The organism is Neptuniibacter sp. PT8_73 (genome assembly GCF_047778045.1).
In the GTDB taxonomy this organism is placed as follows: Bacteria; Pseudomonadota; Gammaproteobacteria; order Pseudomonadales; family Balneatricaceae; genus Neptuniibacter.
Map to the genome: position 1 here is coordinate 3,532,679 of NZ_CP180545.1, position 14,892 is coordinate 3,547,570.

Below are 14,892 nucleotides of genomic sequence, written 5' to 3' on the forward strand. Positions count from 1 at the left end.
CCTAGGGCTGCCCGTTTTCGTTTTCCCAGCGTTTAAATATCGAATCAATCTGATTGAACACCTGATCCCGGTATTGCGGTGTTTCGTTCACCAGATGATGTTTCGCCTCATCAATCAACGTTAACTCCATCTCGGGATAAAGCCTGCCCAATACAGCCATATTGTGCTGCCAATCGACCGTACTATCGAGGGTACCCTGAATCATATGAATGCGACCCGGTACCGGTAGGTGCGCTTCTATCCAATCCCCCCACGCCAACATAGCGCCTACCCAACTCACAGGAATTTCGCGATGCTGCAAACAATCCCCTTCTCGTAGAAAGCGAATAAAATCATCGTCATGAGAGTTTTGGCTATAACGTCTCGGCACTCGGCGCAATACGTATTTTAACCAGCGAAATTTGCGCTGTATGCTGCGCCACAGGCTTGGTCTTACTAAGGGCGCCAACAACACTCGCTCACCCAAGGAAGGCATAGTTTGATCGGTAAACAGTAGCTGATGCGCCATCACCACCGCCCCACCTGTACTCTGACCAACTAAATGAACCGGATAAGATAGCTCCTGATCTAAACTCGCCAGCAGCTCCGCTAGCTGAGTCGCATAGTGTTGAAAATCATCCACTGCCAGCGGATCGCCATCGGATAAACCATGACCACTCAAATCGTAACAGAGCAGATCAAAGCCGCTTTTTAAGAGGTCATCGATCAGGTGCTGATATAAGCCAACATGGTCCATATAACCATGCACTAATACAACTGTGCCGCGGTTACGGGGACGATCTAAAACCGAGAAGGATTGCAGGGTCACAGAAACTTCATCGAGCGCTATACGGCCAATCCGATAATTGGATTTTTCAACGATATCCAATAAGCCATAACAGGCTAAATACGCACGAACACTTTCGCTCGGTATTCCAAAACCCGTTTCAATATAAGGCCTTAGCCCTTTCACGAGGAGATCACGATCAAATAAGGTCATAGACACCACCTTAGGGACATTCCCGCACAACTTAGGTGATCATTTCATACTTAACCTTAGCTAATACCGCAGCCATTCGCTCAATTTATACCGAATATAAGGCCCATTTATCATACTTTTGGGTCGACTTAGGCGACAATAAGACACCATTGCGCTACTGTGCGATGCACAAATTTAGCTGCATATTAATCGACAGCGATCATTCACTCAGCTACCGGTAGCCTCGCACCGGAGCTGGCAGAATATTTACTGGGGCAATTCATTATGAGTCAAAGAGTACAGAGTGGCGGTCTTCAGGTTGCACAGGCTCTATACGATTTCGTTAACAACGAAGCACTGCCAGGCACTGGCGTAACTAGCGAACAGTTCTGGGCTGGCTTTGATGCCATCGTTCACGACTTGGCGCCAAAGAACCGTGACCTACTAGCTAAACGTGATGCGATCCAAGAGCAGATCGATGCATGGCACCGTGAGCGTCAAGGTCAGGCTTTCGATCTAGAAGCGTACAAAGGCTTCCTATCTGAGATCGGTTACCTATTGCCAGAAGGCGAAGATTTCGAAGCGACTACTTCAAACGTTGACCCAGAAATGGCGACAATGGCTGGTCCTCAGCTAGTAGTACCTGTAATGAATGCTCGTTTCGCACTTAACGCAGCTAACGCACGTTGGGGCAGCCTATACGACGCGCTTTACGGTACTGATGCAGTATCTGAAGAAGGCGGCGCTGAGAAGTCTGGTTCATACAATCCAGCTCGTGGCGCTAAAGTTATCGAAGCTGCACGTACTTTCCTAGACACAGCAGCTCCACTAGCAGCAGGTTCTCACAAAGATTCTGCAGGCTACAGCATCCAAGACAACAAGCTTGTTGTTGTAATGCGTGATGGCAGCGAAACTACGCTAGCACAAGCTGAAAAGTTGATCGGTTACACTGGTGAAACAGCTGCTCCGACTTCTATCCTATTCAAAAACAACGGTCTGCACTTCGAAGTACAGATCGACCGTGAAAGCCAGATCGGTAAAGACGATGCTGCAGGCATCAAAGATATCGTGATGGAAGCGGCTCTAACAGCGATCATGGACTGTGAAGACTCTGTAGCTGCAGTAGACGGCGACGACAAAGTTGTTATCTACCGCAACTGGTTGGGTCTAATGAAAGGCGATCTAACTGAAGAAGTTAGCAAAGGTGGAAAAACTTTCACTCGCTCTATCAACGCTGACCGTGAATTCACTGCACTAGACGGTTCTAACCTTGCCCTTAAAGGCCGTAGCTTGATGTTCGTACGTAACGTTGGTCACCTAATGACTAACGAAGCTGTACTAGACAAAGATGGCAACGAAGTTCCTGAAGGCATCATGGACGGTGTTGTAACTACGCTTATCTCTATGCACGATATGCAGGGTAAAGGTAAGTTCAGTAACACAACTACAGGTTCTACATACATCGTAAAACCTAAGATGCACGGTCCAGAAGAAGTTTCTTTCGCGAACGAACTATTCGCTCGTATCGAAGACATGCTTGGCCTAGAACGCTTCACTATGAAGATGGGCATCATGGATGAAGAGCGCCGTACAACTGTTAACCTGAAAGAGTGTATCCGCGCTGCTAAAGAGCGTGTTGTATTCATCAACACAGGTTTCCTAGATCGTACTGGTGACGAGATCCATACATCTATGGAAGCTGGCCCAATGATCCGCAAAGGAGACATGAAAGCTGCTGCATGGATCGGTGCTTACGAAAACTGGAACGTAGACAACGGTCTTCTATGTGGCCTACAGGGTCGCGCTCAGATCGGTAAAGGTATGTGGCCAATCCCTGATCAGATGGCTAACATGCTTGAAGCTAAGATCGGCCACCCAATGTCTGGTGCTAACACTGCATGGGTTCCATCTCCAACAGCTGCTGTTCTTCACGCGACTCACTACCATCAGGTAGACGTATTCGCTCGTCAGGACGAGTTGAAAGTACGCGATCGCGCGAACCTAGACGACATCCTAACTGTACCAGTTGAAGCTAACCCAAGCTGGACTGCTGAAGAGATCCAACAAGAGCTAGACAACAACGCACAGGGCATCCTAGGTTACGTTGTTCGCTGGATCGACCAAGGTGTTGGTTGTTCTAAAGTGCCTGACATCAACGATGTTGGCCTAATGGAAGACCGTGCAACACTACGTATCTCTAGCCAGCACATCGCTAACTGGTTGCGTCACGGCATCTGTTCTGAAGAGCAGGTAATGGAAACGCTTAAGCGCATGGCTGCAGTAGTAGATCGTCAGAACGAAAACGATCCTCTATACCGCCCAATGGCTGGCAACTTCGAAGACAGCGTTGCATTCGCAGCTGCGTGCGAACTAGTAATCGAAGGCTGCGTACAGCCAAACGGTTACACTGAGCCAGTTCTGCACCGTCGTCGTATCGAAGCAAAAGCTAAATTTGGCGCATAATCTGCCAAATTAAAAAGCTTTAAAACTGAAAAGCCGTGCTGAAAAGCGCGGCTTTTTTGTTTAAGTCACCTCACCTTAAAATGGGTTACACTGATAGCATTCTTTGCCTTTGTGAATAACCTATGTCAGAAGCTCAGCAACTTGCCGAATTCATTCGCTCTCATCCCAACCTTGTTGTCCTAACGGGGGCTGGCGTAAGTACAGATTCAGGCATTCCCGCCTACCGAGATGCCAAAGGTAACTGGCAGCATTCTGCGCCGACCCAGCATAAAGAGTACATGGAGAGCCACTACGCCCGTCAGCGCTACTGGGCACGTAGTTTGATCGGTTGGCCTGCCATTAGGGATGCCGAGCCGAGCGCGGCTCACACAGCGCTCTCTGAGCTAGAAACCATGGGATTTATTCGTTTACTGATCACACAGAATGTCGACCGCTTACACCAGAAGTCCGGCAGCCAAGCCGTTATCGATCTTCATGGTCGCTCTGATGGAGTCAGCTGCATGAGTTGTGCACAGAATTACGATCGTAAAGATATCCACAAGCATACTGAAGCGATCAACCCCCATTTCGAGATCCCTGAAGCTCCCCTTCGTCCCGATGGTGATGCCGATCTAGAAACCCATCTATTTGAAGATTTCTCTGTACCGGAGTGCCAAGCGTGTGGCGGAATTTTAAAACCGGATGTTGTCTATTTTGGTGATAACGTCCCGAAAGAACGTGTGTTTAGTGCCTTGGATGCACTAGAAGATGCCGATGGTTTACTAAGTGTTGGTAGTTCTTTGATGGTCTATTCAGGCTATCGATTCTGCAAACGAGCCCATGAGTGGGGAAAGCCGATCTGTTCTTTAACGATTGGGGTAACGAGAGCAGATCCACTTCTGGATCTAAAGCTGGACGCTCCGATTGCAGAGACGCTGACCGAAGCGGTAGAGATACTAAAGCGAGAAAGTTAAGCAGGAACTGCCAGATCGAAATCCATGTCGTCTAGGTGTTCTTTCATTACCTTACGTGCCATGCACACACACTTACCGCACTGACTACCAACAGCAAGCTCTTTGTTTAGATCACGCACACTTCGCGCGCCTTGATCTACGGCGTCACGAACATCGCTACAGGTAATATTTTCACAAATACAAACGAACATTGAAACAATAACCAATCTCAATTAAATCTGGTAATGATAATAGTTATCAAATAAGCAACTTTCAATACATTTAACGAGAATCTTGTTGAAAATTATTCTCATTAAATTGCAATTATTGAATACTCTTCATAACTCGCCAACTAATTGATTTACTTATTAAATTTATTTTCCAAAATCACACAATAAAAAACTGGTTATTTATTATACAGAATCGCAATGAGAATCTAACGCATTAATCTTTGCAACTTATTGTTTTATAAGGATTTTTTTGATTTAAGTTATTTTATAAACTAGACTCTTGATCACTTTGAAATTGCTAACCCACACATAGCTGGGCGGTTATTACTAAAGGAGATCCCCCATGCAAGGCGACAAACAAGTCATTAGTCACCTGAACAAGGTCCTGACAAGTGAGCTCACTTCAATCAACCAGTTCTTTCTTCACGCACGTATGTACAAGAACTGGGGCCTAGATGAGCTAAACGGGAAAGCTTATAAAAAGTCCATCAAAGATATGAAACAGGCAGACGATCTAATCGAGCGCATTCTGTTTCTGGAAGGACTGCCTAACCTGCAACAGTTAGGTCGACTACGCATCGGCGAGCAGACTGAAGAGATGCTGCAATGTGATATGGATTTCCAATTGGAGCAACTGACAATTTTGCGTGAAGCGATCGCTTATTGCGAAACAGCGCAAGACTACGTCAGCCGCGATCTGCTGGAGGATATTCTGGAATACGAAGAAGAGCACGTAGACTGGATTGAAACCCAGCAATACCTAATCAGTAATGCAGGTATCGAAAACTACCTGCAATCTCAGATTTAACGGGAGAAGACAATGAAAGGCAATCAACGAGTCATTGACGCACTAAACGGCCTGTTAGCGATGGAACTAGCAGCAATGGATCAGTACTTCATCCACTCCCGTATGTACGATGATTGGGGCTTACATAAGTTGTACGAGCGTATCGATCATGAGTTCGATGATGAGAAAGGACACGCTGCAGCACTGATTGAGCGCATGCTGTTCTTAGAAGGTACGCCTGACATGACCACACGTGATGGTTTCAAAGTCGGCACGGATGTTCCTTCAATGCTTGAGTCAGATCTTCGCGTTGAATATGAAGTAGATAAAAAGCTTAAAGACGCGATTAAAGTCTGCGAAGAAGAGCAGGACTATGTCAGCCGTGAAATCCTAGAGAAGCTTCTGGAAGACACCGAGGAAGATCATGCGTACTGGTTGGAGAAGCAGCTAGGTTTGATCAAAAAAATCGGTCTGCCAAACTATCTTCAGTCTCAGATGGGCTAATAAGCTTAGCCATTAAGATCATGCAAAGGCGCTGTTTATCAGCGCCTTCTCTTTTCCTACCATGGGCCTGCAGCCCCTGCCTTTTTGCGATAAAATTAGCCTATAACTTTTAGGAGAGCAGAACATGGCTAACCGCGCTTGCGCCCGACACATATTGGTTAAAACCCGCGACCAAGCGGAAAGGCTGAAAATGCGCCTAAAGTTAGGCAATGACTTTGGTAAGCTCGCCAAAAAATACTCCCTCTGCCCATCGGGCAAACGCCAAGGTGGTGATCTGGGCGAATTTCGCCGCGGCGATATGGTGAAACCGTTTGATGATGTCGTGTTCAAAAAGCCACTACATGAAGTACATGGTCCGATTAAGACCAAATTTGGCTGGCACCTTATCGAAACCATCTACCGCAAATAAGTTAGGGGTAATTTCTAACGCGTAAGACTTTGTTAAGGTTCGGTCAGTATGATTAAGTTTTTATCTACTACTAACCGTAAGCGCCATGCCTAAACTGATTAAAGACTTTCGTGATTACCAATTTGTTTATTACTGGTATGAAAAAGGCACTGGCAAACTTAGCCCTTACCTACCAACTCTGACGCATGCCGAAGAGTGGATTGAACAACACCGTTCAACTCAGTTTAAAGGCTTAGATCGTCGTAGACGTGAACAATCTTCCATCTATCAACGCCGAGCATCGGATCGTATTTTACGTGTAGATGTGGATATCTCGGTGCAAAAGATTGCTGATCTCAAACAATCTTTTGCAGCCTGATGTTCTGAAATAAAACTTCAAATTTCTGTTTTTACGCTGGTCTAAGCACAGTCACCACGTCGCCGAAAGTTTGATAATCGGAACCTCCCAGACGTGCCAGTGGACCAACTAACGCGGCATCAATTTTAGGTCGGCCCTGCTGATCTACTTCTACAACCGCATCATCCAACCATATTTTCTCTATACGGCCAAAGATAAGTCGCTGCGGAGCATTACCAATCTCCTGTTGCTGATACAGAGAACAAGACATAGCGATTTTGGGACCTACAATTCTCGGTAGATCAAACCCTGCAACATCTGCTGTTTCCAAATCGCATAGCTCGATTTCCGATTCTCCCCTAGGCAGCGTCACGGAACTATGGGTCACCTTAGTCGCAAGATCTGAACCTGCAATATGAATCACGAACTTTTCAGTATCCGCAATATTAGCGTAAGTATCTTTTGGTGAACCATCAGGCTTTGAACCTATAGATAACATGATCAATGGTGGATCACTGCACACCGCTGAAAAATACGAAAACGGCGCTAGATTGAGTGCACCTTGTTGATTAGAAGAGAGCACCCAAGCCACTGGGCGAGGTACCACAACTTGCGTCAGCGCATGATAGACATCTGACTTTTCCATATTCTCTAATTCTAAAAGCATATCCTTACCTGCAATAAAAAAGCCGCTTTCTGTTACCAGAAGCGGCTTTAGTAATCAGACTAACTTAAGCAATTACAAAGTTAGAACTTTCTCGCCACGTGCGATACCAGAAACACCCGAACGTACAACTTCCATAATGTTAGAAGTACCTAGTGCCTCAATGAAGGCATCCAGCTTACTGCTTGCACCCACCAACTGCACGGTATACGTGTTTGGTGTCACATCGATGATAGTGCCGCGAAAGATGTCCGCAGTACGTTTGATTTCAGCACGAACAGTACCATTGTTCGCCTTCATCTTAATCATCATCAGCTCGCGCTCAAGGTGCTCACCTTCAGTTAGGTCAACAACCTTAACAACATCAATAAGCTTGTTTAGCTGTTTAGTGATCTGCTCAACAACACGGTCATCACCTAGCGTAGTCACTGTTAGACGAGACAATGTCTCATCTTCAGTTGGCGCAACAGTCAAAGACTCAATGTTAAAGTTACGCTGAGAGAACAAACCAACAACACGAGACAGAGCGCCTGGCTCGTTTTCCATCAATACAGAAATGATATGACGCATGATTATGTTCTCTCCGTTTTGCTCAGCCACATGTCACGCATAGAGCCACGTGGTACCTGCATTGGGTATACGTGCTCAAACGGATCAACTGCGATATCCATGAATACCATACGATCTTTCATTGCGAATGCTTCGCGCATTGCACCTTCCAGATCTTCATAGCGCTCAACCTTGATACCAACGTGGCCATAAGACTCAACCAGCTTGATGAAGTCTGGAAGAGACTTCATGTATGACTGAGAGTGACGAGATTCATAGTTCATATCTTGCCACTGACGAACCATACCCAAAGATTGGTTATTCAAACAAATAACCTTCAACGGAATATCGTACTGATTAATTGTCGATAGCTCCTGGATATTCATCTGGATACTACCTTCACCTGTTACACATACTACTTCTTCATCAGGGAAGTTCAGCTTAACGCCCATCGCAGCAGGAAGACCGAAGCCCATGGTGCCTAGACCACCAGAGTTAATCCAACGATTTGGCTTGTTAAACTTGTAGTACTGCGCAGCAAACATCTGGTGTTGACCTACATCAGAACAAACGTAAGCATCGCCATTAGTTACTTTGCTAAGCATCTCTATAACTTGCTGAGGTTTCATCATCTCAGAGTCATCGGTACGGAAACGACCACCGTGACGCGCACGCCATTCGTCGATCTGCTCCCACCAAGCTTGCAGGCTATCAGCGCAAGGCGCTTTCTTAGCCGCACGTACCTGTTCTAGCATCTCTTTTAGAACAGCCTGAGCAGGACCTACAATTGGTACATCGGCTTTGATCGTTTTAGAGATCGAAGCAGGATCAATATCAATATGAACAATCTTAGCTGTTGGACAGAACTTATCTGTACCATTAGTTACACGGTCGTCAAAACGTGCGCCTACAGCCAAAATCATATCGCTGTGGTGCATCGCCATGTTTGCTTCATAGCTACCGTGCATACCCAACATACCGATAAACTGCTTATCAGTTCCTGGGTAACCACCCAAGCCCATCAGCGTATTCGTTACTGGGTAACCAAGTTCCTGAGCTAGTTCAATCAGCTCAGCGCTCGCATCACCTAAGATTACACCGCCACCTGTATAGATAACTGGGCGTTTTGCAGCCAAAAGCATATCTACTGCTTTTTTGATCTGACCTGTGTGACCTTTAGCGATCGGATTATAAGAACGCATTTTTACGCTCTTAGGATATTCATATTCGTAACGCTCTGTAGGCGTAGTCATATCTTTAGGAATATCGACTACAACCGGACCTGGACGACCACTTTCAGCGATGTGGAATGCTTTCTTAATAATTTCAGGGATCTCTTCCGGACGCTGCACGCTGAAGCTGTGCTTAACTACCGGACGAGAAATACCGATCATGTCGGTTTCCTGGAAAGCATCTTCACCGATCAGGTGTGACATAACCTGACCCGTAATAACCACCATTGGAATAGAATCTGTGTATGCAGTAGCAATACCCGTTACTGCATTGGTTGCGCCTGGACCAGACGTAACTAGCGCCACACCCGCTTTACCGGTAGCTCGTGCGTAAGCATCAGCCATGTGTGTAGCAGCCTGTTCGTGACGGACCAGAATATGTTCGACTTCGTCCTGCGTGAAAATTGCATCGTAGATGTGCAGCAATGCACCACCTGGATAACCGTAGATGTATTTAACGCCTTGATCACGAAGCGCGCGAATTGTCATCTCTGCGCCTGAAAGTAATTCCACTTTTCTCACCCTCTAACGACGTCAGTGTCTCGTTACTGACGAAATTAACAGTTTTTGTTTCTGTAACGTTGAACGTGCCTGTACCAGACAATATTTTTGAATCTCTAGCGATCTCACTCTGAACCATTCCAGGGGTAGAGCTGTAGGTTCACGTTCGGGTGTGTGCCGGCGTTGGGGATCGCCCAACCGACAGACCTTTGAGAAACGGCCCTCAGAAAGCTGTCTCCCTGAGCTTCGGGTTGTCCTACGCACTCAAGGCCTCAAAATTCGAGGCGAAAATTATCTCACATAGGTGCTTATTTTTTCAACTAAATTCATGCTGCACCTGCGGAATAGCGGGCGATTCGCGTCAAATACTATGCTCAATTTCAGTATCAGGTTATAGTTTTGCTATACAGAACTCAGAACAGAGCCCTACACTACCCTTCATCGGCTCTGAATGTACGTTTACAGGAGATCCCTATGAGTATCGCTGAGATTAAAAACAAAGAGCGTGTAATCAACGAATTGATGTCTTTTATCCGTAAAGTATTAGTAGAACCGGATATCAGCGAAAAAGCATTAGAGATTGCACGTGAGCACTTGAATGATGAAAACGCCGCTCAAGTAATTGCTGACAAGCTTTCTGCGACGACTAATATCAAGATTCCGCTAGAGCATAGCGAAGCAGATCGACTGTTTTTGGAAGTTTTGATCGATGTAATTAAGGACGAGCAAGCTCTGTATTAAGCGATACTCCTGTAATAAAAAAGGCTGCATTAAGCAGCCTTTTTTATTTTAAATAACAATAGGTTATTTTTTCCCGAGACTAGAGATATAACCCGTGAGCACTTCCAGTTTCTCAGGATCATTATCCATAAACTGAACATCGACACCGATAAACGTCGTTTCAATACTTTTTTCGTTCGCCGCAAGAGAACTGACATAACCATTCATCTGCGCAACTTTGCCGCCTTTAACTTGCTCGATATCCACTACCACTTGCTCAAGCAGGTTAGGAATACCCTCTTCACGCTTCACCATGATCTTAACTTGTTGAAGAGTGATATCCTTGATAGCACAACGAAGTACGCCTGAAGAGATTCGTAACTGAGCCAAGCCTTTTGGCTTTTTCGCCGCTTTGGGCGCTGCAGCGCTTTTACCGGTAGCCAACATTTGCGCCGCTTTACGGCGTGATGCAGCACTAGATTCGATACGCTTACCGATATATTTCTTAACCTTTTCAACAAGCTGTAAGTCTTCGAAAGGTTTCCCCATATAATCATTAACACCCGCCTGGATCGCTTTGAGAACGTAATCACGTTCGCCGCGGCTGGTTACCATGATAAAAGGGATATCACCGTAGTGAGGCTGTTGCCTTGCCCAGTTTAGAAGGTCTAAACCAGACATACCTGGCATCTCCCAATCACACAAAATTAGATCGTAATTGGTCGCTTCCATTTTCGAACGGCCGTCATCACCGTCTTCCGCTGCATCGATTTCATAATCAGGAAAATGCTCTTTCACAATGCGCGAAACATGATCACGAATAAAACGCGCATCATCAACAATCAGCACCTTGATTTGACTCATTCTAGCCCTCTAGTACTTAACAACACTCGCCAAAACTAATTTTAGTTCCGGTCAAACAACTGAATTTTTTGTTAGACCTATTATCCAGAATAGATGATCAATCCGAGAATTTAAATGAATAATTGCTCCAGTAGCCCTAATCAAACGTTAGGTCTCACTGAATACGCCCTGCACTAATTACCGGTATAACTAACTGTGGGAACTGCCTTTTTAGCGCCCAGGTCATTTTTTTCAGTTCCTCAGGCGTATTGAAAACAAGCACGGTATCGGTTTCACCGTAATAGGGGCCTAGCAACTGAGGAAAACCAGATTCACTTTGAAAAACACCTCGTTGCGACGAACCCGTACATTCAAACATTCCAGCACGACGCGGAAAAACCCACTTACCTTTTTGCCAGCGCGGCGCACCACTCGCTTTCTGAACTAGACAAATTTTTAAACGTTTAAGCACCAGCACATAAAAGCGATCTTGCTCCTGCTCAACCATAAAAGCATTGGCCACACTATTACGACCAACACTGGTCGTAACATAACCCCAGTTTTGCGCGCCAGATTGCTTGAGAGCAAAAGCAGTTTTCGATCGATCGGTAGAACGAATGCGATATTGAAAGCGATAATTATCACGCAGATCAGGGGCATTATGGAGACGGTAAACCGACTCAGCCGACAATGTGCTGAGTAATGGATTGAGGTAATCACTCACCGAGCGAAAGGTACCACGATTCGTAATATTCAGGGTCAGTGGATAAATTTCAGGCTCAGCATCCAAAGGCTTCGGCGGGCTCAGTACTGCTGTTTTTTTAATCTGCTTGCTCTCTTCCACCTGAGACTGCTCAATTGGCTGGGGAACCGGTTCAGAGGAGCACCCGACCAAAATTGCAGTGAAAAGGAACAACAAAAATTTACGCAAAACAGCACCCACTTCATTTTTTGAGCCACCAAGAATAGCCCAATAACTTACTGAATTTCAAAGTGATTGCCTTACTTATCAGCACCAATAAAAAAGCCAGTGACCTAGGGGCACTGGCTTTAGCTGCCTCAAACAAACTTAGCGGAATACAAACTCACCTTGTTCAACATCAACAGCAATTTCTGTACCTGGAGCATAACGACCAGAGAGTATCTCCTGCGCTAATGGGTTCTCAATCCACTGCTGGATCGCTCGTTTCAACGGTCGAGCACCATAGATAGGCTCAAACCCTACATCCACCAGCTTATCCATAGCTGTTGAAGTTAACGTCAAGCTCAGGTCACGCTCAGCTAAACGACTCTGTAAGCGCTGTAGTTGGATCTTGGCGATACCCGCAACCTGATTCTTTTTCAGACTATGGAACACTACGACTTCATCAATACGGTTGATTACCTCTGGACGGAAATGGGTGCCTACCGCCTCCATTACAGCGTTCTGCATCAACTGGTAATCGTCATCATCACTAAAGTTTTGAATCAAATCAGAGCCCAAGTTCGATGTCATCACCACAATGGTGTTGCGGAAATCCACTGTTCGGCCTTGGCCATCGGTCAAACGCCCATCTTCCAACACCTGAAGTAATATGTTGAAGACATCAGGATGGGCTTTCTCTACCTCATCTAGCAGCAATACAGAGTAAGGTTTACGGCGCACCGCTTCGGTGAGATACCCCCCCTCTTCGTAGCCTACATAGCCTGGAGGCGCACCAATCAAACGTGCGACTGAGTGCTTCTCCATAAATTCCGACATATCGATACGCACCATCGCCTCCTCTGTATCAAACAGGAAGCTAGCGAGTGCTTTACACAACTCAGTCTTACCTACACCTGTTGGACCTAAGAATAGGAAAGAGCCATTTGGACGGTTTGGATCGGCTAGACCTGCGCGAGAACGGCGTACTGCATTAGAGACCGCGATAACCGACTCTTCTTGACCAACAACCCGATCATGCAAGGCCTGCTCCATTCGAAGCAGCTTTTCACGTTCACCTTCCAGCATTTTGCTAACAGGGATACCCGTCCAGCGTGCTACGACTTCTGCAACCTCCTCTTCAGAGACTTTGTTACGTAGAAGCTTGGCTTCTTGCTGCCCTTGTTCTTCCGCTTCTGAAGCTGCAGCCAACTGTTTTTCTAGCTCTGGAATTTTGCCATATTGAAGTTCTGACATTTTCTGCAGATCGCCAGAACGAGTGTGTTTTTCAAGTTCGATTCGTGCTTGATCTAACGCCTCTTTTATCTTCTGCGAACCTTGCAGCGCGAGCTTTTCTGCTTTCCAAACCTCATCTAGGTCAGCAAACTCTTTTTCGACATTAGCAATGGTGCTTTCAAGCTCTTTTAAACGCTGTTGCGCAGCACTATCTTTCTCTTTCTTCAGTGCTTCGCGCTCCATTTTCAGCTGGATAAGACGACGCTCAAGGCGATCCATATCTTCCGGTTTAGAATCCATCTCCATGCGGATACGAGATGCCGCTTCATCAATCAGATCAATCGCCTTATCCGGTAACTGACGATCTGTTATGTAACGCTGTGATAGCTTAGCTGCAGCAATAATCGCAGAATCGGTAATATCAACACCGTGATGTACTTCGTAGCGTTCTTTCAAGCCACGAAGAATCGCAATCGTCGATTCCTCATCCGGCTCATCAACGATTACTTTCTGGAAACGGCGCTCAAGGGCAGCATCCTTCTCTACATATTGGCGATATTCATCAAGGGTAGTCGCACCAACACAATGTAGCTCACCACGAGCTAACGCTGGCTTCAGCATATTACCCGCATCCATCGCCCCTTCACCTTTGCCCGCTCCGACCATAGTATGCAGCTCATCGATGAAGAGAATAATCTGCCCTTCCTGTTTGGATAGTTCGTTCAACACCGCTTTTAGGCGCTCTTCGAATTCACCGCGAAACTTAGCGCCCGCAATTAACGCACCCATATCTAGAGATAAAACTTGCTTACGCTTTAATCCTTCCGGCACTTCGCCATTTACGATTCGTTGAGCTAAGCCTTCAACGATAGCCGTTTTACCTACACCAGGCTCACCAATAAGTACTGGGTTATTTTTGGTACGACGTTGTAAAACCTGAATGGTACGGCGAATTTCGTCATCACGACCAATAACAGGGTCTAGTTTGCCTGCTTCAGCGCGCTCAGTAAGATCAATACAGTACTTACCCAAAGCCTGACGATTATCTTCTGCATTGGGGTCCTGCACTGACTCCCCTCCTCGTATTTGATTAATGACCCGATCTAGCTTTTGCGGGATAACGCCCGCATCTTTTAAACATTTGCCCGCGCTGGATTTATCTTCAGCTAAAACCAATAGAATCAATTCACTTGCGATATATTGATCACCTTTCTGCTGGGCAAGTTTGTCAGCTTTGTTGAAAACCCGTGCAACATCTTGCGAGAAACGCAATTCACCATCAGGATTTTGAACTTTAGGTAATTGCCTAACAGTTTGATCAACTTGATTTTTCAGTGCATGAACATTAGCACCTGCTTGCTCTAACAACGGTACTGTTCCTTGCTGATCAATCAATGCACTTAAAAGGTGAATAGGTTCTATGTAGTTATTATCTAACCCAACAGCCAATGATTGAGCATCAGCCAACGCTTCTTGAAGTTTGGATGTAAATTTATCCGGACGCATACAACCTCCACATAGCTTTTAAAGAACCTGTATCTGACAACACAACAGGTGCTGTTTTTGGATACTAAGTTATCGATATAACAGAGGTATGGGGACAAAGAAGAACCGCTTCAAGGGTTA

Annotated in this window: 15 protein-coding genes; 7 read left to right on the forward strand and 8 right to left on the reverse strand. The window is 45.8% G+C overall.

Annotated features, from left to right (window positions below; all coding sequences use genetic code 11):
* Window position 1: 1 nt before the first annotated feature.
* Window positions 2-979, reverse strand: a complete 978-nt coding sequence (locus tag ACMXYN_RS16105) for an alpha/beta hydrolase (RefSeq protein WP_415892709.1) — start codon at window positions 977-979, stop codon at window positions 2-4.
* Between the two features lie 264 nt (window positions 980-1,243).
* Between ACMXYN_RS16105 and ACMXYN_RS16110 the strand changes: the two genes are divergently transcribed.
* On the forward strand, window positions 1,244-3,421 hold the full coding sequence (locus ACMXYN_RS16110) for a malate synthase G (RefSeq protein WP_415886051.1): 2,178 nt from the start codon (window positions 1,244-1,246) through the stop codon (window positions 3,419-3,421).
* Between the two features lie 122 nt (window positions 3,422-3,543).
* Window positions 3,544-4,374, forward strand: coding sequence for an NAD-dependent protein deacetylase (locus ACMXYN_RS16115; RefSeq protein WP_415892710.1), 831 nt, complete (start codon window positions 3,544-3,546; stop codon window positions 4,372-4,374).
* Here ACMXYN_RS16115 and ACMXYN_RS16120 read toward each other — a convergent pair.
* Window positions 4,371-4,565, reverse strand: coding sequence for a (2Fe-2S)-binding protein (locus ACMXYN_RS16120; RefSeq protein WP_415882655.1), 195 nt, complete (start codon window positions 4,563-4,565; stop codon window positions 4,371-4,373). The two genes, ACMXYN_RS16115 and ACMXYN_RS16120, sit on opposite strands and share 4 nt — an antisense overlap.
* 361 nt (window positions 4,566-4,926) lie before the next feature.
* Here ACMXYN_RS16120 and bfr (ACMXYN_RS16125) point away from each other — a divergent pair, with 361 nt between their 5' ends.
* The 4 genes from bfr (ACMXYN_RS16125) to ACMXYN_RS16140 all read left to right on the forward strand — a co-directional run bounded on the left by bfr (ACMXYN_RS16125) (window position 4,927) and on the right by ACMXYN_RS16140 (window position 6,641).
* Window positions 4,927-5,391 carry a bacterioferritin gene (gene bfr / locus ACMXYN_RS16125; protein WP_415892711.1) on the forward strand — a complete coding sequence of 155 codons (465 nt, stop codon included), beginning with the start codon at window positions 4,927-4,929 and terminating at the stop codon, window positions 5,389-5,391.
* 12 nt (window positions 5,392-5,403) lie between these two features.
* Window positions 5,404-5,874 (forward strand): bacterioferritin, encoded by a 471-nt coding sequence (gene bfr / locus ACMXYN_RS16130; protein WP_415882657.1) that lies wholly within the window; start codon window positions 5,404-5,406, stop codon window positions 5,872-5,874.
* Window positions 5,875-5,998: 124 nt separating this feature from the next.
* The gene (locus ACMXYN_RS16135; protein WP_415886057.1) at window positions 5,999-6,283 is read left to right on the forward strand and encodes a peptidylprolyl isomerase; all 285 of its coding nucleotides are present in this window, start codon (window positions 5,999-6,001) and stop codon (window positions 6,281-6,283) included.
* A gap of 85 nt (window positions 6,284-6,368) precedes the next feature.
* On the forward strand, window positions 6,369-6,641 hold the full coding sequence (locus ACMXYN_RS16140) for a hypothetical protein (protein ID WP_415892712.1): 273 nt from the start codon (window positions 6,369-6,371) through the stop codon (window positions 6,639-6,641).
* Window positions 6,642-6,672: 31 nt separating this feature from the next.
* Here the strand turns inward: ACMXYN_RS16140 and ACMXYN_RS16145 are convergent, their stop codons facing one another.
* The 3 genes from ACMXYN_RS16145 to ACMXYN_RS16155 all read right to left on the reverse strand — a co-directional run bounded on the left by ACMXYN_RS16145 (window position 6,673) and on the right by ACMXYN_RS16155 (window position 9,578).
* A complete protein-coding gene (locus tag ACMXYN_RS16145; protein WP_415892713.1) occupies window positions 6,673-7,287 on the reverse strand; it encodes a flavin reductase family protein in 615 nt (204 codons plus the stop codon).
* A gap of 72 nt (window positions 7,288-7,359) precedes the next feature.
* On the reverse strand, window positions 7,360-7,854 hold the full coding sequence (gene ilvN / locus ACMXYN_RS16150) for an acetolactate synthase small subunit (RefSeq protein WP_415886062.1): 495 nt from the start codon (window positions 7,852-7,854) through the stop codon (window positions 7,360-7,362).
* Between the two features lie 2 nt (window positions 7,855-7,856).
* Window positions 7,857-9,578, reverse strand: a complete 1,722-nt coding sequence (locus tag ACMXYN_RS16155) for an acetolactate synthase 3 large subunit (protein WP_415892714.1) — start codon at window positions 9,576-9,578, stop codon at window positions 7,857-7,859.
* 462 nt (window positions 9,579-10,040) lie between these two features.
* On the opposite strand from ACMXYN_RS16155, the gene ACMXYN_RS16160 reads away from it, so the two are divergent.
* On the forward strand, window positions 10,041-10,307 hold the full coding sequence (locus ACMXYN_RS16160; protein WP_415882664.1) for a hypothetical protein: 267 nt from the start codon (window positions 10,041-10,043) through the stop codon (window positions 10,305-10,307).
* A 63-nt stretch (window positions 10,308-10,370) separates the two neighbouring features.
* Here the strand turns inward: ACMXYN_RS16160 and ACMXYN_RS16165 are convergent, their stop codons facing one another.
* From ACMXYN_RS16165 to clpB, 3 genes are all read right to left on the reverse strand, one after another.
* Window positions 10,371-11,150, reverse strand: a complete 780-nt coding sequence (locus ACMXYN_RS16165) for a response regulator (RefSeq protein ID WP_415892715.1) — start codon at window positions 11,148-11,150, stop codon at window positions 10,371-10,373.
* 154 nt (window positions 11,151-11,304) lie between these two features.
* Window positions 11,305-12,060, reverse strand: coding sequence for a hypothetical protein (locus tag ACMXYN_RS16170; protein ID WP_415892716.1), 756 nt, complete (start codon window positions 12,058-12,060; stop codon window positions 11,305-11,307).
* A 138-nt stretch (window positions 12,061-12,198) separates the two neighbouring features.
* Complete coding sequence (gene clpB / locus ACMXYN_RS16175) at window positions 12,199-14,772, reverse strand: ATP-dependent chaperone ClpB (protein WP_415892717.1); 2,574 nt, start codon at window positions 14,770-14,772, stop codon at window positions 12,199-12,201.
* Between the last annotated feature and the right edge of the window lie 120 nt (window positions 14,773-14,892).

What these genes read in the sequence shown, in the direction of transcription:
- ACMXYN_RS16105 (WP_415892709.1), bottom strand. Translation starts at nt 979, where the DNA reads ATGACCTTATTTGATCGTGATCTCCTCGTGAAAGGGCTAAGGCCTTAT.
- ACMXYN_RS16110 (WP_415886051.1), top strand. Translation starts at nt 1,244, where the DNA reads ATGAGTCAAAGAGTACAGAGTGGCGGTCTTCAGGTTGCACAGGCTCTA.
- ACMXYN_RS16115 (WP_415892710.1), top strand. Translation starts at nt 3,544, where the DNA reads ATGTCAGAAGCTCAGCAACTTGCCGAATTCATTCGCTCTCATCCCAAC.
- ACMXYN_RS16120 (WP_415882655.1), bottom strand. Translation starts at nt 4,565, where the DNA reads ATGTTCGTTTGTATTTGTGAAAATATTACCTGTAGCGATGTTCGTGAC.
- bfr (WP_415892711.1), top strand. Translation starts at nt 4,927, where the DNA reads ATGCAAGGCGACAAACAAGTCATTAGTCACCTGAACAAGGTCCTGACA.
- bfr (WP_415882657.1), top strand. Translation starts at nt 5,404, where the DNA reads ATGAAAGGCAATCAACGAGTCATTGACGCACTAAACGGCCTGTTAGCG.
- ACMXYN_RS16135 (WP_415886057.1), top strand. Translation starts at nt 5,999, where the DNA reads ATGGCTAACCGCGCTTGCGCCCGACACATATTGGTTAAAACCCGCGAC.
- ACMXYN_RS16140 (WP_415892712.1), top strand. Translation starts at nt 6,369, where the DNA reads ATGCCTAAACTGATTAAAGACTTTCGTGATTACCAATTTGTTTATTAC.
- ACMXYN_RS16145 (WP_415892713.1), bottom strand. Translation starts at nt 7,287, where the DNA reads ATGCTTTTAGAATTAGAGAATATGGAAAAGTCAGATGTCTATCATGCG.
- ilvN (WP_415886062.1), bottom strand. Translation starts at nt 7,854, where the DNA reads ATGCGTCATATCATTTCTGTATTGATGGAAAACGAGCCAGGCGCTCTG.
- ACMXYN_RS16160 (WP_415882664.1), top strand. Translation starts at nt 10,041, where the DNA reads ATGAGTATCGCTGAGATTAAAAACAAAGAGCGTGTAATCAACGAATTG.
- ACMXYN_RS16165 (WP_415892715.1), bottom strand. Translation starts at nt 11,150, where the DNA reads ATGAGTCAAATCAAGGTGCTGATTGTTGATGATGCGCGTTTTATTCGT.
- clpB (WP_415892717.1), bottom strand. Translation starts at nt 14,772, where the DNA reads ATGCGTCCGGATAAATTTACATCCAAACTTCAAGAAGCGTTGGCTGAT.